Annotated in this window: 20 protein-coding genes, 1 tRNA gene and 1 pseudogene; 13 read left to right on the top strand and 9 right to left on the bottom strand. The window is 72.2% G+C overall.

From position 1 onward, the window contains the following. The first annotated feature begins 129 nt into the window (after positions 1-129). Positions 130-1212: a histidinol-phosphate transaminase gene (gene hisC, locus L6E17_RS19450; RefSeq protein WP_236242013.1), complete on the top strand. Its 1083-nt coding sequence runs from the start codon at positions 130-132 to the stop codon at positions 1210-1212. Positions 1213-1414: 202 nt separating this feature from the next. Here hisC and L6E17_RS19445 read toward each other — a convergent pair whose 3' ends face one another. Further along, positions 1415-1789 carry a cyclophilin-like fold protein gene (locus L6E17_RS19445; protein ID WP_236242012.1) on the bottom strand — a complete coding sequence of 125 codons (375 nt, stop codon included), beginning with the start codon at positions 1787-1789 and terminating at the stop codon, positions 1415-1417. Between the two features lie 359 nt (positions 1790-2148). Between L6E17_RS19445 and L6E17_RS19440 the strand changes: the two genes are divergently transcribed. The 4 genes from L6E17_RS19440 (at position 2149) to L6E17_RS19425 (ending at position 9823) form a co-directional block, all read left to right on the top strand. Beyond that, on the top strand, positions 2149-3654 hold the full coding sequence (locus L6E17_RS19440) for a cytochrome ubiquinol oxidase subunit I (RefSeq protein WP_236242011.1): 1506 nt from the start codon (positions 2149-2151) through the stop codon (positions 3652-3654). 17 nt (positions 3655-3671) lie between these two features. Continuing rightward, entirely contained in the window at positions 3672-4676 is a 1005-nt protein-coding gene (gene cydB / locus L6E17_RS19435) for a cytochrome d ubiquinol oxidase subunit II (protein WP_236242010.1), read from the top strand. 54 nt (positions 4677-4730) lie between these two features. Next, a complete protein-coding gene (cydD, locus tag L6E17_RS19430; protein ID WP_268985355.1) occupies positions 4731-8351 on the top strand; it encodes a thiol reductant ABC exporter subunit CydD in 3621 nt (1206 codons plus the stop codon). 1061 nt (positions 8352-9412) lie between these two features. Next, on the top strand, positions 9413-9823 hold the full coding sequence (locus L6E17_RS19425) for a M23 family metallopeptidase (protein ID WP_236242008.1): 411 nt from the start codon (positions 9413-9415) through the stop codon (positions 9821-9823). 187 nt (positions 9824-10010) lie between these two features. Here the strand turns inward: L6E17_RS19425 and L6E17_RS19420 are convergent, their stop codons facing one another. Further along, the gene (locus L6E17_RS19420; RefSeq protein ID WP_236242007.1) at positions 10011-10901 is read right to left on the bottom strand and encodes an HAD hydrolase family protein; all 891 of its coding nucleotides are present in this window, start codon (positions 10899-10901) and stop codon (positions 10011-10013) included. Between the two features lie 199 nt (positions 10902-11100). Between L6E17_RS19420 and L6E17_RS19415 the strand changes: the two are divergent. Continuing rightward, positions 11101-11316 (top strand): annotated as a pseudogene (locus L6E17_RS19415) (LLM class flavin-dependent oxidoreductase); the annotation flags it as partial. 78 nt (positions 11317-11394) lie between these two features. Here L6E17_RS19415 and L6E17_RS19410 read toward each other — a convergent pair. The 3 genes from L6E17_RS19410 to L6E17_RS19400 all read right to left on the bottom strand — a co-directional run bounded on the left by L6E17_RS19410 (position 11395) and on the right by L6E17_RS19400 (position 13214). Next, positions 11395-11637, bottom strand: coding sequence for a hypothetical protein (locus L6E17_RS19410; protein WP_236242006.1), 243 nt, complete (start codon positions 11635-11637; stop codon positions 11395-11397). A 9-nt stretch (positions 11638-11646) separates the two neighbouring features. After that, positions 11647-12852 (bottom strand): hypothetical protein, encoded by a 1206-nt coding sequence (locus L6E17_RS19405; protein ID WP_236242005.1) that lies wholly within the window; start codon positions 12850-12852, stop codon positions 11647-11649. 209 nt (positions 12853-13061) lie between these two features. After that, positions 13062-13214: a hypothetical protein gene (locus tag L6E17_RS19400; protein ID WP_236242004.1), complete on the bottom strand. Its 153-nt coding sequence runs from the start codon at positions 13212-13214 to the stop codon at positions 13062-13064. Between the two features lie 101 nt (positions 13215-13315). Between L6E17_RS19400 and L6E17_RS19395 the strand changes: the two genes are divergently transcribed. Further along, positions 13316-14209, top strand: coding sequence for an LLM class flavin-dependent oxidoreductase (locus L6E17_RS19395; RefSeq protein ID WP_236242003.1), 894 nt, complete (start codon positions 13316-13318; stop codon positions 14207-14209). Positions 14210-14229: 20 nt separating this feature from the next. Here the strand turns inward: L6E17_RS19395 and L6E17_RS19390 are convergent, their stop codons facing one another. The 4 genes from L6E17_RS19390 to L6E17_RS19375 all read right to left on the bottom strand — a co-directional run bounded on the left by L6E17_RS19390 (position 14230) and on the right by L6E17_RS19375 (position 18972). Next, positions 14230-14778, bottom strand: coding sequence for an RNA 2'-phosphotransferase (locus tag L6E17_RS19390; RefSeq protein WP_236242002.1), 549 nt, complete (start codon positions 14776-14778; stop codon positions 14230-14232). Positions 14779-14937: 159 nt separating this feature from the next. Continuing rightward, positions 14938-15891: a MerR family transcriptional regulator gene (locus tag L6E17_RS19385; protein WP_236242134.1), complete on the bottom strand. Its 954-nt coding sequence runs from the start codon at positions 15889-15891 to the stop codon at positions 14938-14940. A gap of 451 nt (positions 15892-16342) precedes the next feature. After that, on the bottom strand, positions 16343-18121 hold the full coding sequence (locus tag L6E17_RS19380; RefSeq protein ID WP_236242001.1) for an SDR family oxidoreductase: 1779 nt from the start codon (positions 18119-18121) through the stop codon (positions 16343-16345). Further along, positions 18118-18972, bottom strand: coding sequence for a M24 family metallopeptidase (locus L6E17_RS19375; protein WP_236242000.1), 855 nt, complete (start codon positions 18970-18972; stop codon positions 18118-18120). The genes L6E17_RS19380 and L6E17_RS19375 overlap by 4 nt, the downstream gene beginning before the upstream one ends. A 243-nt stretch (positions 18973-19215) precedes the next feature. On the opposite strand from L6E17_RS19375, the gene L6E17_RS19370 reads away from it, so the two are divergent. The 6 genes from L6E17_RS19370 to L6E17_RS19345 all read left to right on the top strand — a co-directional run bounded on the left by L6E17_RS19370 (position 19216) and on the right by L6E17_RS19345 (position 24674). Next, positions 19216-20184, top strand: a complete 969-nt coding sequence (locus tag L6E17_RS19370; RefSeq protein ID WP_236242133.1) for an ABC transporter ATP-binding protein — start codon at positions 19216-19218, stop codon at positions 20182-20184. Beyond that, the gene (locus tag L6E17_RS19365) at positions 20184-21092 is read left to right on the top strand and encodes an ABC transporter permease (RefSeq protein ID WP_236241999.1); all 909 of its coding nucleotides are present in this window, start codon (positions 20184-20186) and stop codon (positions 21090-21092) included. The genes L6E17_RS19370 and L6E17_RS19365 overlap by 1 nt, the downstream gene beginning before the upstream one ends. Further along, entirely contained in the window at positions 21089-22000 is a 912-nt protein-coding gene (locus L6E17_RS19360) for an ABC transporter ATP-binding protein (protein ID WP_236241998.1), read from the top strand. Before L6E17_RS19365 ends, L6E17_RS19360 begins: the two co-directional genes overlap by 4 nt. A gap of 16 nt (positions 22001-22016) precedes the next feature. Then, the gene (locus tag L6E17_RS19355) at positions 22017-22739 is read left to right on the top strand and encodes an ABC transporter permease (protein ID WP_236241997.1); all 723 of its coding nucleotides are present in this window, start codon (positions 22017-22019) and stop codon (positions 22737-22739) included. Between the two features lie 199 nt (positions 22740-22938). After that, positions 22939-24342, top strand: a complete 1404-nt coding sequence (gene lpdA, locus L6E17_RS19350) for a dihydrolipoyl dehydrogenase (RefSeq protein ID WP_236241996.1) — start codon at positions 22939-22941, stop codon at positions 24340-24342. A gap of 247 nt (positions 24343-24589) precedes the next feature. Further along, a tRNA-Ser gene (locus L6E17_RS19345) sits at positions 24590-24674 on the top strand. Positions 24675-24773 lie beyond the last annotated feature (99 nt).

Below are 24773 nucleotides of genomic sequence, written 5' to 3'. Positions count from 1 at the left end.
CGGTCGAGGTACGGAAGGCGGACGGGGCGGTGCCTCCCCGGTCGGCCGTTCGGTCGGCCATTCGCAGGAAAGCGGAATCCTCATAAGGTGTGCAGTATCGGTTGGGACATACGGTCGAGGAGGACCACAGTGAGCGAGACCAGCCCCAAGCTGCGCGCCGTGCTGGACGGCATCCCCACGTACAAGCCGGGCAAGCCGGCGGCCGCCGACGGCACGATCGCCTACAAGCTGTCCTCCAACGAGAACCCCTACCCGCCGCTGCCGGGTGTGCTGGAGAGCGCCCTGGCGGCGGCGCACGGCTTCAACCGCTACCCGGACATGGCCTGCACCGGGCTGATGAACGAGCTGTCGGAGCGCTTCGGGGTGCCGGTGACGCACCTGGCGACCGGCACCGGTTCGGTGGGCATCGCCCAGTCGCTGGTCCAGTCCACGGCCGGCCCCGGCGACGAGGTGATGTTCGCCTGGCGGTCCTTCGAGGCGTACCCGATCATCACGCAGATCAGCGGCGCGGCTTCGGTGAAGGTGCCGCTGACGGCGGACGCCGTGCACGACCTGGACGCGATGGCCGGCGCGGTGACCGACCGCACCCGGCTGATCTTCGTCTGCAACCCCAACAACCCCACGGGTACCGTGGTGCGCCGGGCCGAGCTGGAGCGGTTCCTCGACCGCGTGCCGTCCGACGTCCTGGTCGTGCTGGACGAGGCGTACATCGAGTTCATCCGCGACGACGAGGTGCCGAACGGCATCGAGATCTACCGGGAGCGCCCGAACGTGGCGGTTCTGCGGACCTTCTCCAAGGCGTACGGTCTCGCGGGCCTGCGGGTCGGCTTCGCGATCGCGCACGAGCCGGTGGCGGCGGCGCTGCGGAAGACGGCGGTCCCGTTCGGTGTGAGCCAGCTGGCGCAGGACGCGGCGGTGGCGTCCCTGCGGGCGGAGGACGAGCTGCTGGGCCGGGTCGGCTCCCTGGTGTGCGAGCGCAACCGCGTGTACGAGGCGCTGGTGGACCAGGGGTGGACGGTGCCGGTGACCCAGGCCAACTTCGTCTGGCTGGGCCTGGGGGAGCGGACGGTCGAGTTCGCGGCTGCCTGCGAGGCGGCCGGTGTGGTGGTCCGGCCGTTCCCGGGCGAGGGCCTCCGGGTCACGATCGGCGAGGTGGAGGCGAACGATTTGTTCCTGCGGACCGCCGAGGCGTTCCGCAAGGAGAAGTTCTGAGGACCTGAGGGCGGCGGCCGGCCCGCGGAGCCGTCTGCGGTCCTGGTTGACCGTACGGATCGGGCGGTCGGCCGGGTGCTGTCGACCACACGGACCGGGCGGGCTGGCCGGGTGCTGTCGTCCGTACGGTCCGGGCGGCCTGGCTTGGGTGGTGTCGTCCGTACGGATCGGCCGTCCGGGCTGGTGCTCAGGTCAGTCGTACTCAGCTGCCGACCAGCTCCACGCGGATGGGGTCGCCGTCGCGGACCGTGGCGAGGATGTCCGGGTCGTCGTCGAGCCGGCCGAGGACGTTGCACGGGCTCGCCAGCCGGCATTCCTCCCCGCGTGAGATCGGCGTCGGGCCGTAGGGCAGGGCCAGCGCGTCGCCCTCGGTCCAGAACGCGACCGTCCCCGGCTCCACCACCTGGCGCGCGCCCGCCTCCAGGGCCGTGGTGACCGGTGTGTCGAAATACACCTCCTGCCCCCAGGTACGGGCGGTCGAGGTGATCGGGAGAGCCCCCGCGAGCGCCTTGCTCGTGGGGGTTTCGTCCAGGGTTGCCGTCGTATGACCGGCGGGCCAGGTGATGTGGATCTGCATCCCTGAATTCAACAAGATGTTGAAGTTCGACGGAAGAGGGGCGCGGTGGGACCCCCGGTTCCTGCTGCGGATTTCGTGTAGGCCATAATGGCTTGTGATTGTGAACGCATTCACAAGCGCGCCTGTTTCCTCCTGAGATCAACTGGTATCCACCGGAAGCGCAGAGGGCCGAACGGGCGACGTGAGGACCCGGTCGTGCGGCGGGGTCCGCAGCCCCGGCCACCCGCCGGGGTCCAGGGCTCCGGCCACCCGGCCGGGGTGCAAGGCCACGGCCCCGAGGCCGGGTGCAACGCTCCGGCCGCCGGGTCGGGGTGCAAGGCAGGGCTGCCGCCCGCGCAGCCCGTAAGGAGAAGATCGTCGTGGACCTGGCTCTGGCGCCAGAGACGCTGGCGCGGTGGCAGTTCGGTATCACCACCGTCTACCACTTCCTCTTCGTCCCCCTGACCATCTCACTCGCCGCCCTCACCGCCGGTCTGCAGACGGCGTGGGTGCGCACCGGCAAGGAGAAGTACCTCCGGGCGACCAAGTTCTGGGGAAAGCTCTTCCTGATCAACATAGCCATGGGAGTCGTCACCGGCATCGTGCAGGAGTTCCAGTTCGGCATGAACTGGTCGGACTACTCCCGCTTCGTCGGTGACGTCTTCGGAGCCCCGCTCGCCCTCGAGGCGCTGATCGCCTTCTTCTTCGAGTCCACCTTCATCGGCCTGTGGATCTTCGGCTGGGACAAGCTGCCCAAGCGGATCCACCTGGCCTGCATATGGATGGTCTCGATCGGCACCATCCTCTCCGCGTACTTCATCCTGGCCGCGAACTCCTGGATGCAGCACCCGGTGGGCTACCGGATCAACGAGGCCAACGGCCGGGCGGAGCTGACCGACTTCTGGGCCGTCCTCAGCCAGAACACCACGGTCACCCAGGTGTTCCACACCCTGACCGCGGCCTTCCTCACCGGCGGCGCGTTCATGGTCGGCATCGCCGCCTACCACCTGGCCCGCCGGAAGCACATCCCGGTGATGAAGACCTCGCTCCGGCTCGGCCTGGTCACCGTGGTCATCTCGGGCATGCTGACCGCGGTCAGCGGCGACATCCTCGGCAAGGTCATGTTCCGGCAGCAGCCCATGAAGATGGCCGCGGCGGAGGCCCTGTGGGACGGCGAAGCGCCCGCGCCCTTCTCCCTCTTCGCGTACGGCGACGTGGACGAGGGCCACAACAAGGTCGCCATCGAGATCCCCGGTCTGCTGTCCTTCCTCGCCAACGACGACTTCGAGTCGTACGTGCCCGGCATCAACGACACCAACGAAGCCGAGCAGAAGAAGTACGGACCCGGCGACTACCGTCCCAACATCCCCGTCACGTACTGGTCCTTCCGCTGGATGATCGGCTTCGGCATGGCGTCCTTCAGCCTGGGCCTCCTCGGCCTCTGGCTGACCCGCAAGAAGTTCCTGCTCCCGCGGGCCCACCGGGTCGGCGAGGAGGAGGTGCCGCACCTGGTGCTCTTCAGGCAGCCCCTCAGCCCGAAGCTCACCCGGATCTACTGGCGGGTCGCCCTGTGGACCCTCGCCTTCCCGCTCATCGCCAGCTCCTGGGGATGGATCTTCACCGAGATGGGACGCCAGCCGTGGGTGGTCTACGGCGTGCTGCGCACCCGTGACGCCGTCTCCCCCGGAGTCTCCCAGGGCGAGGTGCTCACCTCGATGATCGCCTTCTCCCTGCTCTACGCCGTCCTCGCCGTGGTCGAGGTCAAGCTGCTGGTCAAGTACGCCAAGGCCGGCCCGCCCGAGCTCACCGAGGCCGACCTCAACCCGCCCACCAAGATCGGCGGCCACGACCGCGATCCCGACCGGCCCATGGCCTTCTCGTACTGAGGGAGGGGAGACGGAACATGGAACTGCCCGACATCTGGTTCGTCCTCATCGCCGTCCTGTGGATCGGCTACTTCTTCCTGGAAGGGTTCGACTTCGGGATCGGCGTGCTGACCAAGCTGCTCGCCCGCGACCGGGCCGAGAAGCGCGTCCTCATCAACACCATCGGACCCGTCTGGGACGGCAACGAGGTGTGGCTGCTCACCGCGGGCGGTGCCACGTTCGCCGCCTTCCCCGACTGGTACGCCACCCTCTTCTCCGGCTTCTACCTGCCGCTGCTCCTGATCCTGCTCTGCCTCATCGTGCGCGGCGTCGCCTTCGAGTACCGCGCCAAGCGGCCCGAGCCGCAGTGGCAGCACAACTGGGAGCAGGCGATCTTCTGGACCTCCCTCATCCCGGCCGTCCTGTGGGGTGTGGCCTTCGGCAACATCGTGCGGGGCGTGAAGATCGACGCGTCGAAGGAGTACGTCGGCACGTTCTTCGACCTGCTCAACCCGTACGCGCTGCTGGGCGGCCTCGTCACGCTGACGCTGTTCACGTTCCACGGAGCGGTCTTCGCCGCCCTCAAGACCGTGGGCGACATCAGGGAGCGGGCCCGCACCCTCGCCTTCACCCTCGGGCTGGTCACGGCCGCCCTCGCCCTGGGCTTCCTCACCTGGACACAGGCAGCACGGGGCGACGGCAGCAGCCTGATCGCGATGGTGCTCGCCGTGACCGCTCTCGTCGGGGCCGTGGGCGCCATCAAGGCAGGCCGCGAGGGCTGGTCCTTCGCCCTGTCGGGCGGGGCGATCGCCGCAGCGGTGGCGATGCTGTTCCTCACGCTCTTCCCCGATGTCATGCCGTCGTCGCTGGATCCGGCGTGGAGCCTGACGGTGGCGAACGCCTCGTCCAGCCCGTACACCCTGAAGATCATGACCTGGTGTGCCGCGATCGCCACCCCGGTGGTGCTGCTCTACCAGGGGTGGACCTACTGGGTGTTCCGCAAGCGGATCGGTACGCAGCACATCGCGGCAGACCCGCACTAGCGGCGGCTGCGCCCCCCGAGAACCAGCGGTCTTCAGGGGGCCGTTCAGGAGGAGATGTTTCACGTGAAACCGATCGACCCGCGCTTGCTTCGATACGCCCGAGCCACCCGCTTCTTCCTGGTGGCCGTGGTCCTCCTCGGGCTGCTCGGAGCAGCTCTGGTCATCGGTCAGGCGATGCTCATCGCCGAGATCGTCGTGGGAGCGTTCGAGCGCGGGATGGACGTGTCCGCGCTCGGCACCCCGCTCGTGCTGCTGGCGGCGGTCGCGGTCGGCCGGGCCGCGGTCTCCTGGCTGACCGAGCTCGCCGCACACCGGGCGAGCGCCGCCGTGAAGTCGGAGCTGCGCGGACGGCTGCTGGAGCGGGCCGGCGCGCTCGGGCCGGGCTGGCTGAGCGGGCAGCGGACCGGCTCCCTGGTGGCACTGGCCACCCGGGGCGTGGACGCACTGGACGACTACTTCGCGCGCTACCTGCCGCAGCTGGGCCTCGCCGTGGTGGTCCCCGTCGCGGTGCTGGCGCGGATCGTCACCGAGGACTGGGTCTCCGCCGCGACGATCGTGGTCACCCTGCCGCTGATCCCCCTCTTCATGGTGCTCATCGGCTGGGCCACCCAGACGCGGATGGATCGGCAGTGGGCGCTGCTGTCCCGGCTTTCGGGGCACTTCCTCGACGTGGTGGCCGGACTGCCGACCCTGAAGGTCTTCGGCCGGGCCAAGGCCCAGGCGGAGTCGATCCGGGCCATCACCTCGGACTACCGGCAGGCCACCCTCCGCACCCTGCGGATCGCGTTCCTGTCGTCGTTCGCCCTGGAACTGCTGTCGACGCTGTCCGTGGCCCTGGTCGCCGTCGGCATCGGCATGCGCCTGGTCCACGGCGACCTGGACCTGTACACGGGGCTGGTCATCCTGATCCTCGCCCCCGAGGCGTACCTGCCGCTGCGCCAGGTGGGCACCCAGTACCACGCGGCGGCGGAGGGCCTTTCCGCAGCCGAGGAGGTCTTCGCCGTGCTGGAGTCCGCTCCGCCGCGTCCCCCGGGCAAGGGGGCGCCGGTGCCGGAGGGGCCCGCGCGGATCGAACTGGACGCTGTGACCGTCCGCCACGAGGGCAGAGCGGAACCCGCTGTGGACCGGGCTTCGCTGGTCGTGGAACCGGGGGAGACGCTCGCACTGGTCGGCCCCAGCGGGGTGGGCAAGTCCACCCTGCTCGACGTCGTGCTCGGCTTCACCGTCCCCGAGTCCGGGAGCGTGCGGGTGAACGGCACCGACCTGGGAGCACTGGACCCGGAGCGGTGGCGTGAGCGCATCGCGTGGGTGCCGCAGCGGCCGTACCTGTTCGCGGGGACCATCGCGGAGAACGTCCGGCTGGCCAGGCCGGACGCCGACGCAACCGCGGTGGCCGCCGCACTGCGCGACGCGGGAGCCGACTTCGTGGCGGAGCTGCCCGACGGAGCCGACACCGTGCTCGGCGAGGACGGCGCGGGGCTGTCCGCAGGGCAGCGGCAACGGCTGGCCCTGGCCAGGGCGTTCCTCGCCGACCGGCCGGTGCTGCTGCTGGACGAGCCGACGGCCGCACTGGACGGTGCCACCGAGGCCGCCGTGGTGGACGCGGTACGCCGACTGGCGGCAGGGCGGACCGTCCTGCTCGTCGTCCACCGGCCGGCCCTGCTCGCAGTGGCCGACCGCGTGGTCACCCTCCTGCCTGGCGGCGGGCGGCAGCCGCGGGAGGCGAGTGAGACCGACGGCGCCGCGCCCGCGGGCCGGGTGCCGGCCGACCTCTCCGTGGGCGGCGACATGGTCGATGACGCCTTCGGCGTCGTGGGCGGCCTGCGGTCGGGGCAGGCGGGGGCCGCCCCAGCACCGGCCGGGGGATGGCAGGACGTTCCGTACGCCGCGCAGGATGGTGCTGCTTCGGAACAGCCCCGGGCGCTGGCCCGGGTGCGGGCCTCCGCCGGAGCACTGCGCGGGCGGCTCCTGCTCGCGCTGCTGCTCGGCAGCCTCGCCCTCGGATCGTCCGTCGGCCTCATGGCGGTGTCCGGATGGCTGATCTCCCGCGCCTCCGAGCAGCCACCCGTCCTCCACCTGATGGTGGCGGTCACGGCGACGCGCGCGTTCGGCACCGGGCGGGCCGTCTTCCGGTACGCCGAGCGGCTCGTGTCCCACGACGCCGTGCTGCGCATGCTGGCCGACCTGCGGGTCGCCGCGTACCGCCGGCTGGAGCGGATCGCTCCGGCGGGGCTGCGCCGCAGCCGCCGTGGCGACCTGCTGTCCCGGCTCGTCGCCGATGTGGACGCCCTGCAGGACTACTGGCTGCGCTGGCTGCTGCCCGCGGGGACCGGGCTCGCCGTGGGCGTCGGCGCGGTCGCGTTCACCGCCTGGCTGCTCCCCGAAGCAGGGGCCGTCCTCGCGGTCGGGCTGCTGGTCGCCGGCGTCGCCGTGCCGGCCCTGGGCGCGGCGGTCTCCCGGCGCGCCGAGCAGCGGCTTTCCCCGGCACGCGGGACCCTGGCGGCGCGCGTCGTGGAGCTGCTGAGGGGGTGCGCCGAGCTCACCGTGGCCGGTGCGCTGCGCGGCCGTCTCGACCGCGCGCGGGAGGCGGACGGCGTACTCACGCGGATCGCGGCCCGCCAGGCGACGGCGACGGCTCTCAGCGGCGGCCTCGTCGCGCTGGTCACCGGGCTCACCGTGGCGGCTTCCGCCCTGGTCGGGGTGCAGGCGGTACGGGACGGCAGGCTCGCCGGGGTGGCGCTGGCCGTGGTCGTGCTCATACCGCTCGCCGCGTTCGAAACGGTCATGGGCCTGCCGCTCGCCGTGCAGTACCGGCAGCGGGTGCGGCGCAGCGCGGAGCGGGTCCACGACCTGCTCGACGCGCCCGCCCCCGTCCAGGAGCCGGAACGGCCCGCGCCGCTGCCCGACGCCCCCTTCCCGCTGGAGCTGCGCGGGGTCTGCGCCCGCTACCCCGGGCAGGAGCGGGACGCACTGCACGGCTTCGACCTGCGGCTGGAGGAGGGGCGGCGGGTCGCCGTCGTCGGTGCTTCGGGCTCCGGCAAGACCACGCTCGCGCAGGTGCTGCTGCGGTTCCTCGACGTACGCGACGGCACCTACCGGCTGGGCGCCGGCGGCGCGGACGCGACGCGGCTCGACGGTGACGGGGTACGGCGGTTCGTCGGCCTGTGCGCCCAGGACGCCCACCTGTTCGACAGCTCCATCCGGGAGAACCTGCGCCTCGCCCGGACCGGTGCGAGCGACGAGGAGCTGCGGCGGGCACTCGCCGAGGCGCGGCTGCTGGACTGGGTGGACGCGCTGCCCGAGGGGCTGGACACGCTGGTCGGCGAGCACGGGGCGCGGCTCTCGGGCGGCCAGCGGCAGCGGCTCGCGCTGGCCAGGGCCCTGCTCGCCGACTTCCCGGTGCTGCTGCTCGACGAGCCGGCCGAGCATCTGGACCTCGCCACGGCGGACGCGCTCACCGAGGACCTTCTGCGGGCCACACGGGGACGTACGACCGTGCTGATCACCCATCGGCTGCGGGGCATCGAGGCGGCCGACGAGGTCGTCGTGCTCGATGCGGGCAGGGTGGTCCAGCGCGGCCCGTACGCGGAGCTGGCCCCGGCGGACGGGCCCCTGCGCCGGCTGCTGGAACAGGAACGCGCGGCGGACGCGGAGGCGCTCCGACCCACGTCCTGAGGGCGCGGACGGGCGCGGACGGACGCGGTGCCAGGTGCAGGGTGCCGGTGCCGGGGCACCCCGGCGGGGCACCTCGGCGGGGCCTGGACCAGGGGGAGGCGGGCCGCCGTCGGTGCCGCAGGGCGGGGCGCGGTGGGTGCCGCGGTGCGGGGCGGTTTGCGGTGGGGCACGGTCGGTGCCGTGGCGGGCGTCGCGCCGGGCCGCGGTGTCGGCGGCTCGGCGACAAGGTCCGGATGGCCGTACGGAGCTGGGCCGGATGGCGGTACGGCTGTAGGCCGCACGGCGGTACGGCGGTGGCGCGAGGCCGCCATGTGCCGCGCAGGAGCAGCCGAGGGGCCACCATCCCACGGTGTGCCTCTCCCACGATCGGCGCTCGCTGCTCGTGCCGACGCCGTCCGCCCCGCCCGCCGTCCTCCTCGTGGCCCTGATCGCCCTCCTGGCGCTGCTCGGCCCCCGTCCCCCGCGGCCGCCGGGCCGGCGGCGCCGGCGGGCGGCTCCGACGGGCCGGCCATGAGCAGCCGCGTGGCGGCGCTGTACGCGGAGGCCGCCCGGATCGCCGAGGCGTACGAGGAGGGCCGCCGTGCGGCCGACGCCGAGCGGACCCGGGCGGGACTCCTGCGGCAGGAACTGGACGTGCGGCGGCGCGAGGTGAGGCTTCTTCGGGCCCGGGCGGGCGAGGTGGCGAGAGCCCAGTACCGCGCAGGGGGGTCCCTTGCGGTGACGGCGCGTCTGCTGACGGCCCCGGACCCGGAATCCGCGCTGCGCGCCCAGGGCTCCGCACGTCAGGCCGGTCAGGCGGTGGACCGGCTCATGGACGCGGCGCGGCGGGCCGAGCGGCGGCTCACCGTGGCGGAGCGGCAGGCGCGGACGGCGTGGCGGGACCTGGAAGTGAGGCGGACACGGCTCGCGGAGGTCCGGCGCGACCTGGAAACGCGTCTGGAGCAGGCGCAGTGGCAGCTTCAGGCGGAAGCCGACCGGAAGGTGGCGGCGGGGCGCTGCCCGCGCACGGCGCGCCTGGACCAGCCCGACACTCCCCGGCGGACCGGCCCTGGGTGGCGCCGGTGGCAGCGCGCGACGGCTACCGCTTGTCCGCGGGCTTCGACCGGGCGGGGGCGCACTGGGCGCACCGGCACACGGGGCAGGACTTCGCCGTCGCCATCGGGACGCCGGTGCGGTCCGTCGGGGCCGGGCGGGTCGCATCCGTGTCCTGCGGCGGCCCGTTCGGCATCGAGGTGATCGTGCGGCACGCGGGCGGCTGGTACTCCCAGTACGCCCACCTGGCCGCGGCCGCGGTGGAGCGGGGCCAGTCGGTGGCGGCCGGGCAGTGGATCGGCCAGGCGGGGACCACGGGGAACTCGACGGGGCCCCACCTGCACTTCGAGGTCCGGCTCACTCCGCAGCTCGGCTCGGGCGTCGACCCCGTGCGCTGGCTGCGCGACCACGGGGTCGAGGTGGGCGGAGGCGACCGCTGAGGCGGGCGGGTCGTCGCGGCCGGGGGTGGGCGGCTGCGGACCGGGGCGGCGGGGGCTGAGGAGGCAGCGCGGCGGGCGGGGCAAGGGAGGCAGCGCTGCGTGCGGGGCGCGGGGCTGAGGGGTGAGGGTGAGGGGCGCCGGGAGGAGGTGCGGCGGCCGGCGGGTGGGCGGCGGGCCTGCCGGGCCCTCAGCCGGCGGCGAGGATGTCCTCGATCACCGCGGCGACGCCGTCCTCGCTGTTGGCGGCGGTGCGGCCGGAGGCGGCGGCGAACACGTCGGGGTGGGCGTTGCCCATGGCGTACGAGGTGCCGGCCCAGGTCAGCATCTCGATGTCGTTCGGCATGTCCCCGAACGCGACGACCTCGTCCGCCGAGATGCCGCGCTCCGCGCAGCACAGTGCCAGGGTGCTGGCTTTGGAGACGCTGGTGTCGCTGACCTCCAGCAGGGCGGTCGGGCTGGACCGGGTGATGGCGGCGTGCCCGCCCGCAGCGGCCCTGGCGACCGTGAGGAAGCCGTCGGGGTCGAGCTCGGGGTGGAACGCCAGCAGCTTGAGCAGGGGGAGGGGATCGGTTTCACCGCCGTGCTCTCCCTCCACCTCCTCCAGCAGTTTCTCGGCGGGTCCGATGACGCCCGCCGGGTCGAAGTGGAGCGGGGGGTAGTCCGGCTCGTGGTGGAAGCCGCTGCCGAACTCCATGGCGAAGGCCGTGCCCGGGGCGGCCTCGCGCAGCGAGTGGACCACGTGCAGTGCCTTCTGCCGCTCCAGGGCCCGTGCTTCGACGATCCGGCATCCTGCGTGCAGGTCGACCACGGCGGCCCCGTTGGAGCAGATCGCCAGGCCGTGGCCGTGGACGTGCTCGCTGACGACCTGCATCCAGCGGGCGGGACGGCCCGTGACGAAGAAGACCTCGATGCCTGCCTGCTCGGCGGCGGCGAGCGCTGCGACCGTGCGGTCCGACACCGTCTTGTCATCGCGCAGAAGCGTTCCGTCAAGATCGGTGGCGATCAGTCGGGGACGCCTGCGGGGCAGAGGACGGGGGCATGCGGCGGCTGTCGTCGTCGGTGAGGTCACGCCGCTCATTCTCCCGTACGGTCACCGCTCGAAGTGCACGGACGTGCGAAAGGGTGCGCATTTGAGCCGTGCGATCTCGGGAACGCACACGTGGGAGGAAACGGGGGAAACACCAGTAACCGCCCGGTGCCCGCCTTGGCCGCGAGGCTCATGCGACCCCTGCGACCCCTGCGACCCATGGGGCACCCGTAGGCTTTCGGGTAGGAGTCTGCGCCTGAGTACCGTCATCCTGCCCGTGCGCCGCCGGGACGACGGGGGCCGCGAGCGGTGGACACGCGCCGAGGAGCGCGGCTTTCACGCCGCGTACACCTGTGACCACCTGTCCTGGCGCAGCTTCCGTGGCGGCCCGTGGTTCGGCGCGATCCCGACGCTGGCCGCCGTGGTCGCCGCGACGCGGCGCATGCGCCTCGACATGCTCGTCACCCCGGTCGCGCCTCGTTCGCTCATGACGCGCTGACCTGGGGAAACACGCCAATGGCTGGGGAAGGGCCGAGGTCGGCGCTCAGATCGGCTCGACGGCGATGCGAGGGAGGCACAGTCGGCGGAGATCGGTCGTGTCACTCGTGATCACGGTGACGCCGCCGCGCTCCATATGGGCCGTGGCCGCGAGCATCGCATCGGTGCCGTACTTGTGACCGTGCAGCCTTTCTGCGGCGAGCAGTCTGCTTGCCGCACGTGCGAGCTCCTCCGTGACCGGGCGCACCTTGGCCAGGGAAACGGCATGGTCGAACGCCGCCTGCGGCACCTTCGGTGACTACCGGCGGCCGGCGACGAGCGTGCTGAGGCGGTCGCCGATGACCGAGACGCCCGGACGGGGCTCGCTCTCGTAGTACCAGGGCTTGCGTCGGCGCAGCAGCGCCTCACCATGGTCGCTCCAGGTGAATCCGGGTTTCCGCAGGAGCTTCCGGAACACCTCATCAGCGGTCTCCGGGTGAGCGGCGGCCAGACGGCGGATCGGCAGCGGCGCGATCGACTCCTCGCGCAGGTACGTGCGCAGCAGGTCCTGGTGCTCTCTGCGGCCTGCGACGGCGGGGTCCGCGAAGAGGTCCCGCAGCATCCCGTAGTCGGCGTAGAAGTTGAGCCCGTCGACCTGGTCATAGATGACGCCGACGGTGTCCGAGTCGGCCAGTTCTGACGGCAGCGCGAAGAAGGGCAGGTCCGGGCCGGGGTGCCGCCTGCGCCGGGCACCGCTGGGCTGTGCGGCGACGGCGGCCTGTTGGCGGTGACGGTAGTAGGCGTTGAGGAGGTCCTCGGCTTCGGCAGGTGGAAGGACCAACTCGTCGCCGCCGCAGAACTCGACGAACGCTGCCCGGTCCTCCCGCATCCGCTGCCACCCCTGCTCGATCTTCTGAGGGTTGCGGAAGACCAGCTCGGGTCGGCTGGTGGCCAGTTCGAGCGCTGCCTGGGCGATGTCGGGGGCACTGGACCTGGGGTAGTACGACATCGCCCCGGACACCAGCCACGCCCCGCCGGTCGACTGAACGGGCACCAGGCAGGTGTGGAGGAATCCCCCCTTGGACACTCCGCGGAACGCCGCCCGTCCGGCATTCGAGTAGGTGCGGTATTCCAGGTCGCTGACCAGATCGAGCAGGACGATGGCATCCCCGTCCTTGCGCTGGATCTCGAAGATGCCCTCGACCGGGTCACGCCAGCCGAGCAGCATCTCCCGTTCGGCCGCGGTCAAGTCCTTCCGTCCGGCGACGAACCGGTCCACCACGGTCGTACCGTCCGGCAGCCGGTACCGCAGGATGAAATGGTCGGTGATCCGGACCGCCTCACCCTCGTCCAGTTGCCGTGCAGGCCCGGCGGCCTCCAGCAGGAGAGGCGTCAACCACCAGTCGAAGCGGGCGCTCTGAGCGAAGGCGACCAGCTTCTCCTTCAACTCGGCGCTGCGCTCGATGAGATCGGCCAGCGACGGTTCAGGGGCACCCAGATGCGTGCCCGGTACGGCCTCAGCCACGTTCAGCCCTTTCATACGAACCAGTTCCGCGTGAAGTGAGAGGTGTCCGGTCTCCACCTGCCCAGTGGCGGTACGCCTCGATCCAGTCCGCCCCTCGGGCGCCGGGCTGGGCAACGGCAGGTCCAGGATTCCCATCGACGGCCCGACGCGGCCACGAGAGCACAAGGCGACGATCGCGCCGTCGGGCGTGAGGTCGACGCCGTGCACAGTTACCTCGCCGCCGAGAACCACGGTGGCGAAGGGCAGATCGAGGTACTCCCAAGCATGGTGAACAAACCGGTCCGCTGCTCGTCCTCGCCATAGGCGTCCACCGTCGCCTCTTCGCTCATGGCCTCAAGCCCGGTCCTACCCAGCGTGCCCATGACGCCACGGTAGCGGCCCCCATCGCGACGCCCGCATGGCGTCCCGAATCTGCTCCGTCGGCATATCCGAGGCAGCAGGAAGCCCGCGTATCGTCGAGGTCATGCGTCTGAGCACGGTGATCCTCCCCATCCACCGGTGGGCCGAAGGACAGAAGATCTGGCGGCGGGCCGAAGACCTCGGGTTCCATGCCGCATACACGTACGACCACCTCTCCTGGCGGAGCTTCCGCGAAGGGCCGTGGTTCGGTGCCATCCCCACGCTCACGGCCGCCGCGACGGTAACGCAGAGTATGCGATTGGGTACTCTCGTGACGTCGCCGAACTTCCGGCACCCCGTGACCCTCGCCAAGGAGCTGATCTCCCTCGACGACATCTCCGGCGGCCGGGTCACGCTCGGTGTCGGTGCGGGCGGCAACGGCTTCGACGCCACCGCGCTGGGCCAGGAGGCGTGGTCGCCGCGCGAGCGCGCCGACCGGTTCGCGGAGTTCGTGCCGCTCCTGGACCGACTCCTCACGGAGGGCGCCGTCACGCAGGAAGGGGTCCACTACTCGGCCCACGAGGCCAGGAACGTCCCGGGCTGCGTGCAGCGGCCGCGCATCCCGTTCGCCGTCGCCGCCACGGGGCCCCGCGGAATGCGGCTCGTCGCGCGGCACGGGCAGGGCTGGGTGACCACCGGCGACCCCAAGCTGTACGAGGACGGGACCCCGGAGCAGTCGCGGGAGGCGCTGCGGCGGCAGATCGAGCGGCTCGGCAAGGCCTGCGCCGACGAGGGGCGGGACGTGGCGGAGCTGGAGAAGGTGCTGCTCACCGGGTTCACCCCGGACCGCGGTGCACCGCTGAGCTCCCTGGACGCGTTCGTGGACTTCGCGGGGAAGCACAGGGACCTCGGCTTCACCGAGATCGTCCTGCACGCCCCCATCCCGGACTCGGACTTCGCCGCGGACCAGGAGGTCTTCGAGCGGATCGCCACGGAGGGCCTGGCTCAGCTGGGCTGACCTGCGCCGGGCCGTGGCGGTCACTCCCGGAAGCGGAGGTATCCCGGGGGTACCGCGTCGGTGAGCCACACGCGGTTGGCGCTGACGTGGAAGACGTGGCCGTCCTGGTGCATGGCGCCCGCCGCCACGGTCAGTACGACGGGGCGGCCGCGGCGCGCACCGACGCGGGCCGCGGTCTCCCGGTCCGGCGACAGGTGGACATGGTGGCGGGCCATCGGGCGCAGCCCTTCGGCGCGGATCGCCGCCAGGTTGCGGGCCACGGTGCCGTGGTGGAGCCAGGCGGGCGGGGCGGCCCGGGGCAGGTCCAGGTCGACGGCCACGGTGTGCCCCTGGGCGGCCCGGATCCGGTCGCGGTCCGCGTCGAGGGTGAAGCGCCGCTTGTCGTTCACGGCGACGACGTGCTCCAGCTCGGTGCGGCTGATCCGCATGCCGTGCCGCTCCATCGCCTGGAGGAGGTCCGTGACCGCCGCCCAGCCCTGCCGGTCCAGGGTCAGACCGATCCTCTCCGGCTGGTGGCGCAGGTGCTTGGAGAGGTACTTCGACACCTTCACGGCGCGGTGGTCGTCCATGGCGGCAGCGTGGCACCAGCTGCCCTTCGGCGCTATCGATATGCGGTGTCGGGAATCACACGCCGGAGACAGAGATTTCCCCCCGGTCGAGGTTTGGTCCACAGTCAACTACCGTTATCCACAGCCGCAGGGGCCGGTTCTGTGGACAACTCACCCCGCCTACAGCTCCCTTCCCCGCTCCTTGTGCAGCGCGTCGTGCGGCCCCCTGCCCTCCGGGTCGCGTCGGGCGTCGCGGCCTGCTTCGGCGAGCGCGTCCAACGTCCTTGCCCGCACCTCGCGTTCGGTCGCCGCGGCGACGAACGCCGCCACGTGCTCGGTGCCCACCAGTTCCTGTACGGCGCGGACGGTGTCCGCCGGGAGGGCCACGCTCCGCGGCTCGCCATCCGGCCCGGTCGGCGCGCCCGGCGCGAGGTGCCGCTGCAGGTGCCGCGGGGCGAACGTGCGCATCGCCCGCGCCAGTTCCGCGTCCACGGTCTGCTGGGCCAGCGGCCGCAGCCGCCGTACCAGCTCCGCCGCCTCGGTCGCCTCCGCGTCGCTGGGTGGCCGGTGGCCGAGGTAGCGGGCGAAGACGTGCTCGGTGGTGAACTCCAGGAACCGGGTCGCGATGTGCTCCACCTGCGCCCGCAGCTCGCGGAGGTGCCCGGCGACGGCCAGCAGCGGGACACCCGCCGCGTACAGCTCGACGGCGACGGACAGCTCCTGCGGGCTGGGCACCAGGAACTCGTCGTCCCGGCCGGGCACCGGCTCCAGCACGCCGAGGGCGACGGCCTCCCGGACGGCGCGCTCGTCCGGTACGCCGCCGAACCGCTCGTCCAGCTCCGCGCGTGTGATCCGGTCGGCCTGCTCGTCCGTCCACGGCCCGTTCACCTCGGCCACCAGGCCCAGCACCCCGCCGAGACCGCGGCCCGCGTCCCAGGCTTCCAGCAGCTCCTTGATCGAAGCCAGGGTGTACCCGCGGTCGAGCAGGTCGGCGATCTGCCGCAACCGCGCCAGGTGGGCGTCCCCGTACACGTTCGCCCGACCGCGCCGCTCCGGGCGGGGCAGCAGCCCGCGGTCCTGGTAGGCACGGATGGTGCGCACCGTGGCGCCGCTGAGATGCGCCAGGTCCTCGATCCGGTACTCGGCCGCGCCCGGCCGCTTCCCGGTAGGCGCTTCCGCTGCTTCCGCGTCCGGCCGCGCCCCGCTGGGGGCTTCTCCTGCTTCCGCGCCCGGCCGCTTCCCGGTGGGCGCTTCCGCTGCTTCCGTGCCCGGCCGCTTCCCGGTAGGGGCTGCCGCGCCCGGCCGCTCCCCCGTGGCCGCTTCCGGTGCTCGGCGTGCGTCCGCTGCTTCCGTGCCCGGCCGCTCGACCGCCGGTGTTTCCGGTGCGCGCGGCACGTCCGCTGCTGCCGCGTCCGGCTGCGGCCGCGCGGCCGCAGCCGACCCGCCGCCGCCGGCTGCCTGCCCGCCCGGTCCCCGTCTGCTGGCTGTGCGGACACGTCCACTCCCTACTGCCCCGGTCCCTCCTCCCAGGGATGGTACGTACGGTCCCGCGGGCGCCGCCGGGCGCGCCCGCGGCGGGGGCGGCTCACTGCGGGGGGTCCAGCCGTGCCAGGGCCCGCAGCGCGGCCGGCGCGAACCGGGATATCAGCTGCGCGCCCCGCGCCTCCGGCGTCACCGGCACCACCGCCCGGTTCTCCGCCACGGCCCTCAGCACCGCGTCGGCGACCTTCTCCGGCGGGTAGTTCCGCAGGCCGTACAGTCGGCTGGTCCGCTCCCTGCGGCTGCGCTGCTCCTCCTCCGACACCCCGGCGAACCGGGCGGTGGCCGTGATGTTCGTGTTCACGATGCCCGGGCAGACCGCCGTCACGCCGATGCCCTGCCCGGCGAGCTCCGCGCGCAGGCACTCGCTGAGCATCAGCACCGCGGCCTTCGACGTGCCGTACGCCGACAGCACCTTCGACGGCTGGTACGCGGCGGCCGACGCCGTGTTCACGATGTGCCCGCCCTGGCCGCGCTCCGCCATCTGCCGTCCGAAGACCCTGCAACCGTGGATGACACCCCACAGGTTGACGTCGAGGACCCGCTTCCAGTCCTCGCTGGTGGTGTCGAAGAACGAGCCGGAAAGGCCGATGCCGGCGTTGTTCACCAGCACGTCGACCACGCCGTACTCCGCAGCGACCCGGGCGCCGAGTTTCTCCATGGCCTGCTCGTCGCTCACGTCCGCCACCTCCGGCCACGCGGCCGGCGCCCCCACGAGCCGGGCGAGTTCCGCGGTACGGGCCGCGCTCTCCGCGTCGCGGTCGACGGCGACCACCCGGGCACCCGCCTCGGCGAACGCGAACGCGGTGGCCCGGCCGATGCCGCTGCCCGCCCCCGTCACCAGTACCAGCCGGCCGCCGAACCGGTCCGCGTACCGCCGGCCGGAGGCGACAGGCTCCGGCAGCCCGGGCCCGCCCTGCTCCCGCGGGTCGTGCTCCACCGCGAACTCGGCGATCCACGCAGCCAGCTGGTCCGGGTGCGTACGGGGCGCCCAGTGCTTCGCCGGAAGCGTGCGCCGCACGAGCCGGGGCGCCCACTGCGCCAGGTCGTCGTAGAGCCGCTCCGAAAGGAAGGCGTCGCCGGTCGGCGTGATCAGCTGTACCGGCACGTGCGCGTGGGCGTCGTCGCGCGGCCTCAGCAGCCGTGAGCGGACGTTGTCCCGGTACAGCCAGGCGCCGTGCGCGGCGTCCGCGGGCAGGGAGGCCGTCGGGTAGCCGTCGTCCGCGACCCCTTCGACGCGCCGCAGCAGGCCCGGCCACCGCCTGCCGAGCGGCCCCCGCCATGCCGCCTCCGGCAGGACGGGCGTGTGCAGGAGGTACACGTACCAGGACTTGGCGCCCTGCCCCAGCAGATGGCCGACCCGCCTGGGGGTCGGACGCGCCGTGCGCCGCTTGATCCAGTGCCCGAAGTGGTCCAGCGAGGGGCCCGACAGGGACGTGAACGACGCGATGCGGCCCTTGGTCCGCGCGACCGTGGCGAACTCCCACGACTGCACCGATCCCCAGTCGTGTCCCACCAGATGCACCGGCCGGCCGGGGCTGACCGCGTCCACGACCGCCAGGAAGTCGTCCGTCAGCTTCTCCAGGGTGAAGCCGCCGCGCAGCGGCACCGGCGCCGTGGACCGGCCGTGGCCCCGCACGTCGTAGAGGACCACGTGGAACCGCTCGGCGAGCCGCAGGGCGACCTCCGACCAGACCTCCTTGGAGTCCGGGTAGCCGTGCACCAGGACGACCGTCGGCCGGTCCGGGCTGCCCATCTCCGCGACGCACAGGTCGACGCCGCCCGTCGTCACCCGGCGCTCCCGCGCCCCCCTCAGCAGGCTCATGCCTCTGCTCCCTCCGCGCTCCAGCGCCGCACGTGCGGCAGGTCGTCGTCCAGCCAGAAGGCGCTCTCCTCCGGGTCCCGCGAGTCCGTGACCACCAGGAGCTCCTCGAACTTCGCCCCCGTGCCGCGGAACCCGAGGTGCGGCTCCACCGCCCACAGCCCCGGCCTCGGGGGATGGTCGGAGAAGCGGTAGGGCGACCACAACGGTGACCAGCCCTCCCGGTGCCCGTGCAGCGCGTCGCTCGCCAGGCCCCTGAGGGACTGCGTGCCGAACCCGAACAGGGTCGGTGCCCAGCGCCGCTCCCGCACCCGGTCCACCTTGTGCGCGATCACGCCGAACGGGTAGGCGCGGTGCCGGTTGGCGTATCCCTGCCGCACCATCAGCCGGTCCACGTCCTCGTAGATCTCCCGCAGCGGGCGCCGCTCCCGCACCTCGCGCAGGATGAGCTCGCGGTGCTGCCGCAGGTCGGCCGTCAGCTTGTCGTGCAGGGGGTGGGGGCCCAGGCAGCCGGAGTAGCCGATGTCGGCGGTGAAGCCCCGGTGGATCGGCGCCATGTCGAGGATGAACGGCATGCCGTGCTCCAGCCGCCTGTTCGTCGGGAAGAACTGCAGCGGTATGCGGAAGCCCGCGAAGGCGGTGCGGTCACCGAACCAGGCGAACGGCAGGTGGAACCAGTCCCGCACGCCCCGCTCGCCCAGCCAGTCCCGCTGCATCCGAGCCGCCTCGCGCTCCGTCACCCCCGGCCGCAGCTGCGCCGCCACGGCTTCCGCGCACGCGTACGCGAGCCGCTGCACCTCTCTGAATCCGCGCAGATCCGGCGGTGTCGCCGTGTCCGCTGCCCCTGTCGCCATGCCGCCCACCCTCCGTAGCCGACCTTCGCGGTACGTGTCCGTAACGTGACATCAATGAATGTGACAATGCCTGGCGGCTGAGTCAAGAGGCGTGCACGGCCTGTGGAAAACCCTCCCCGAGGGGATCGCCTCCCCCTCTCGTACGGGGCCGCGAGCCCCGCCGTACGCCTGGAGTCGGAGACGGATCCAGCCGCCAGGGCTGACGCCTGCTGTGGCCCGCGCCACTACGGTCGATTCGTGACTGTGATCGCGACCGAAAGCCTCAGCAAGCGGTTCCCCAGGGTGACCGCGCTCGACCGGCTGTCGCTGGACATCGGGCCCGGTGTGACCGGCCTGGTGGGCGCCAACGGAGCCGGTAAATCCACCATGATCAAGATCTTGCTCGGACTGTCGCCGGCGACCGAGGGCCGCGCCGAGGTCCTCGGTCTCGACGTCACCAGCCACGGCCCCGCCATCCGCGAGCAGGTCGGCTACATGCCCGAGCACGACTGCCTGCCGCCCGACGTCTCGGCCACCGAGTTCGTCGTCCACATGGCGCGCATGTCGGGACTGCCCCCGGCGGCGGCCCGCGAGCGCACCGCCGACACCCTGCGCCACGTCGGCCTGTACGAGGAGCGCTACCGCCCCATGGGCGGTTACTCCACCGGCATGAAGCAGCGCGTGAAGCTCGCCCAGGCCCTCGTCCACGACCCGAAGCTGGTGTTCCTCGACGAACCCACCAACGGCCTGGACCCCGTCGGCCGCGACGACATGCTCGGCCTCATCCGCCGCGTCTGGACGGAGTTCGGCATCTCCGTCCTGGTCACGTCCCACCTGCTCGGCGAACTGGAGCGCACCTGCGACCACGTCGTCGTCATCGACGGCGGCCGCCTCCTGCGCTCCAGCTCCACCAGCGACTTCACCCGGACCACCACCACCGTCGCCGTCGAGGTCACCGACTCCGACACGCACCCCGACGGCACCGCCGCCCTCCGCACCGCCCTCACCGCCGCAGGAGTCGCCCTCCACACGCGCGGAGAGGAAGGACTGCCGGGCGCCGGCCACATCCTCCTCCTGGAAGCGACCGGTGAGGAGACCTACGACATCGTGCGCGACACCGTCGCCGACCTGGGCCTCGGCCTCGTCCGCATGGAGCAGCGCCGCCACCACATCGCCGAGGTGTTCCGCCCCGAGGCGGCAGCCGCCGGCACGTCCCCGGAGGTGCGGGCCTGATGAGCGCCGACACCCGCGGCGGGCAGCAGCCCGCCTCCCAGACCCGCATCCACAACATCGGGTACCGCAACTACGCAGGAGCCCGCCTCGGTCGCTCCTACGCGCGGCGCTCGCTCTACGCGCAGTCCCTCCGCGGCGCCTACGGGCTGGGCCGCAGCGCCAAGTCCAAGGTGCTGCCCATGATCCTCTTCGGCATCATGTGCGTCCCCGCGCTGATCATCGTGGCCGTCGCCGTGACCACCAAGATGAAGGACCTGCCGGTCGAGTACACCGAGTACGCGCTGATCATGCAGCTCGTGATCGCGCTGTTCGTGGCCGCGCAGGCACCGCAGTCCGTCTCGCGGGACCTGCGCTTCCGCACCGTACCGCTGTACTTCTCCCGCCCCATCGAGCACACCGACTACGTCGTCGCGAAGCTCGGGGCGATGGCGTCCGCGCTGCTCCTGCTGACCGCCGCACCGCTGCTCGTGCTCTACATAGGCGCGCTGCTCGCCAAGATGGACTTCGCCGAGCAGACCGGGGGATTCGCCCAGGGCATGGCGTCCGTGGCCCTGCTGTCGCTCCTCTTCGGCGGCCTGTCGCTCGTGGTGGCCGCCCTGACGCCGCGCCGCGGATTCGGCGTCGCCGCCATCATCGCGGTGCTGGTCATCTCGTACGGCGCCGTCACCACCGTCCAGGCCATCGCCTGGTCGACGGACCACCTCGACGCCGTCGCCTGGCTCGGGTTGCTCTCGCCGGTGACGCTCATCGACGGCGTCCAGACCGCGTTCCTCGGCGCCGCCTCCGCCTTCCCCGGCGGGGAGGGCCCCGGCACCGGAGTCGGCGCGGTGTACCTGCTGGTCGTCCTCGCGCTCATCGCCGCCTCGTACGGCATCCTGCTGCGCCGCTACCGAAAGGTCGGGCTGTGACCACCCTCAACATCGACCATGTCTCGCGGTGGTTCGGCAACGTCGTCGCCGTCAACGACATCACCATGACCATCGGCCCCGGCGTCACCGGCCTCCTCGGCCCCAACGGCGCCGGCAAGTCCACCCTCATCAACATGATGGGCGGCTTCCTCGCCCCCTCCACCGGCTCGGTCACCCTGGACGGCCGACCGGTCTGGCGCGACGAGTCCGCGTACCGCCACATCGGCGTCGTCCCCGAGAGGGAGGCGATGTACGACTTCCTCACCGGCCGCGAGTTCGTCGTCGCCAACGCCGAACTGCACGGCCTGGGCGACGCCGAGGCGCAGCGGGCCCTGGCCACCGTGGAGATGGAGTACGCGCAGGACCGCCGCATCGCCACGTACAGCAAGGGCATGCGGCAGCGCGTCAAGATGGCCTCGGCCCTGGTGCACGAGCCGTCCGTGCTGCTGCTCGACGAGCCGTTCAACGGCATGGACCCCCGCCAGCGCATGCAGCTGATGGAGCTGCTGCGTCGCATGGGCGCCGAAGGCCGCACCGTGCTGTTCTCCTCCCACATCCTGGAGGAGGTCGAGCAACTGGCCTCGCACATCGAGGTCGTCGTCGCCGGCCGGCACGCGGCGAGCGGCGACTTCCGCAGGATCCGCCGCCTCATGACCGACCGCCCGCACCGGTACGTGATCCGGTCCAGCGACGACCGGGCCCTGGCCGCCGCGCTCATCGCCGACCCCTCCACCGCCGGTATCGACGTCGACGTCCGCGAAGGCGTCCTGCGCGTCCAGGCCGTGGACTTCGGCCGCTTCACCGAACTGCTCCCGCGGGTGGCCCGCACCCACGGGATCCGGCTGCTGACCGTCTCGCCCTCGGACGAGTCGCTGGAGTCGGTCTTCTCGTACCTCGTCGCGGCCTGAAGGGAGCCCCACGACCATGTACCACCCCACCGTCGCCCGGCTCACCTACCGGGCCCTGCTGGGCCGCCGCCGCGCCGCGGTCCTCTTCGTCCTGCCCGGGCTGCTGCTGTTCCTCGCAGCCGCCGTACGCCTCCTCAACGGCCCCGACGACCAGATCGCCGCCGACGTCCTCGGCGGGTTCGCCCTCGCCACGCTGGTGCCCCTGATCGGGGTCATCGCCGGCACCGGCGCCATCGGCCCCGAAATAGACGACGGCTCCGTCGTCTACCTCCTCTCCAAGCCGGTCAAGCGGCCCACGATCATCATGACCAAGCTGACCGTGGCGATCGCGGTCACCATGGTCTTCTCCGCGCTGCCCACCCTCATCGCCGGGTTCATCCTCAACGGCAACGGCCAGCAGATCGCCGTGGCCTACACGGTCGCTGCGCTGGTCGCCTCCATCGCGTACAGCGCGATCTTCCTGCTGCTGGGCACGGTCACCCGGCACGCCGTCGTCATCGGCCTCGTCTACGCCCTGATCTGGGAGGCGCTCTTCGCCGGCCTCATCTCGGGAGCCCGCACCCTCAGCGTCCGGGAGTGGTCGGCGGCCGTGGCGCAGAAGGTCACCGGAGGCGACAGCGTGGTGTCCTCCGACGTCGGCCTGCCGCTCGCGGTGGTGCTGCTGATCGCGGTGACCGCGGGCGCCACATGGTTCGCGGGCCACAAGCTGCGCACGCTGACGCTGGCCGGGGAGGAGTAGCCCGCGGCCCGTGGCACCGGGGCGGGTGGCGGCGTTGTCCGCCCGTGGAGCCGGGAGGGGTGGCGGAGTTGTCCACAAAGCCCCGCCCGTCCACAGAGGAGACGGGCGTCGCAGCGGTCCGCGCGCCCCGGGATTACTGTGGGCACGGGCGCGACCTCACGGCCCGCACGACCCGCACTCACATCTTGGGGAGCCAGCCATGACAGACCGCTTCGACGTCGTCGTACTCGGAGCAGGCCCCGGCGGATACGTCGCCGCGATCCGTGCCGCCCAGCTCGGAAAGCGCGTCGCGGTCGTCGAGGAGAAGTACTGGGGCGGCGTCTGCCTGAACGTCGGCTGCATCCCCACCAAGGCCCTGCTGCGCAACGCCGAACTGGCGCACATCTTCACCCACGAGGCGAAGACCTTCGGCATCAAGGTCGACGGCCAGGTCTCCTTCGACTACGGGGAGGCGTTCCGCCGCAGCCGCCGGGTCGCCGACGGCCGGGTCAAGGGCGTCCACTACCTGATGAAGAAGAACGGCATCACCGAGTTCGACGGCCGGGGCAGCTTCGTCGACGCGAACACCCTGCAGGTCGCCCTCTCCGACGGCACGACCAGCACCATCGCGTTCGACCACTGCATCATCGCGACGGGCGCCACACCGCGGCTCCTGCCGGGCACGAGCCGCAGCGACCGCGTCGTCACGTACGAGGAGCTGATCCTCACCGAGGACGTGCCGCAGTCCGTCGTGATCGCGGGGGCAGGCGCGATCGGCATCGAGTTCGCGTACGTGCTGCACAACTACGGCGCGAAGGTCACCATCGTCGAGTTCCTCGACAGGATCGCGCCGCTGGAGGACAAGGACGTCTCGGCGGAGCTGGCCAAGCAGTACCGCAAGCTCGGCATCGACGTGCTGACGTCGACCCGGGTCGACTCCATCGACGAGTCGGGCCCGCAGCTGCGCGTCACGGTCACCACCAAGGACGGTTCGCAGCAGGTCCTGGAGGCCGACAAGGTCCTCCAGGCCATCGGATTCGCTCCGAACACCACCGGGTACGGACTGGAGAACACCGGGGTCAGGCTCACCGAGCGCGGCGCCGTGGACGTCGACGCCCGCTGCCGCACGTCCGTGCCCCACATCTACGCCATCGGTGACGTCACGGCGAAGCTGATGCTGGCGCACACCGCCGAGGCCATGGGCGTCGTCGCCGCCGAGACCCTCGCGGGCGCCGAGACGATGGAGCTCGACTACCCGATGATCCCGCGCGCCACGTACTGCCAGCCGCAGATCGCGTCCTTCGGCTGGACCGAGGAGCAGGCCCGGGAGAAGGGCTTCGACGTCAAGGTCGCCAAGTTCCCGTTCAGCGCGAACGGCAAGTCGCACGGCCTCGGCGACTCGACGGGCTTCGTGAAGATCATCAGCGACGCGAAGTACGGCGAGATCATCGGCGCGCACCTGATCGGACCGGACGTGACCGAGCTGCTCCCCGAGCTGACGCTCGCCCAGCAGTGGGACCTGACGGTCCACGAGGTCGCGCGCAACGTCCACGCCCACCCGACGCTCGGCGAGGCGGTCAAGGAGGCCGTGCACGGCCTGGCCGGCCACATGATCAACTTCTGAGCCGTATTTCGGTGGCGTACCGCCGGCCCTCCCCGGCACAGTGGTGTCCGTACCGACGCATGGACATCACGAGCCGGGGAGGAGCGAGACGTTGACCCGAGAGAGCACGAGTCCGTCGAGCTCCCCTCAGGGCAGCACGCGGCAGGCACCGGAGTAGTCACCCGACTCCCGGGCCCGCCCGCAGCAGCTGCCCGGGGCGGCCGCTTCGAGCGCGCGTACCTGCGGGTGCGCGCGGGCCGCCCCTCCCGGAGGATTGGCCGAGTGGTAAGGCACCGGCTTGCTAAGCCGTGGTCGGGGGTCTCCCCGCGCGCGTTCGATCCGCGCATCCTCCGCTGGAAGCCCGGAAGCCCGGAAGCCCGGAAGCCTGGAAGCCCGGAAGCCGACTGGGCTGGTCCTGTCCGGGAGCGCCGTGCTGCCGGGCGCCCGGGTGC

The organism is Streptomyces sp. CC228A (assembly GCF_021390935.1).
Lineage (GTDB): Bacteria > Actinomycetota > Actinomycetes > Streptomycetales > Streptomycetaceae > Streptomyces.
Note: the sequence above shows the minus strand (reverse complement) of the source record. Positions and strands in the feature narration are given on the sequence as shown.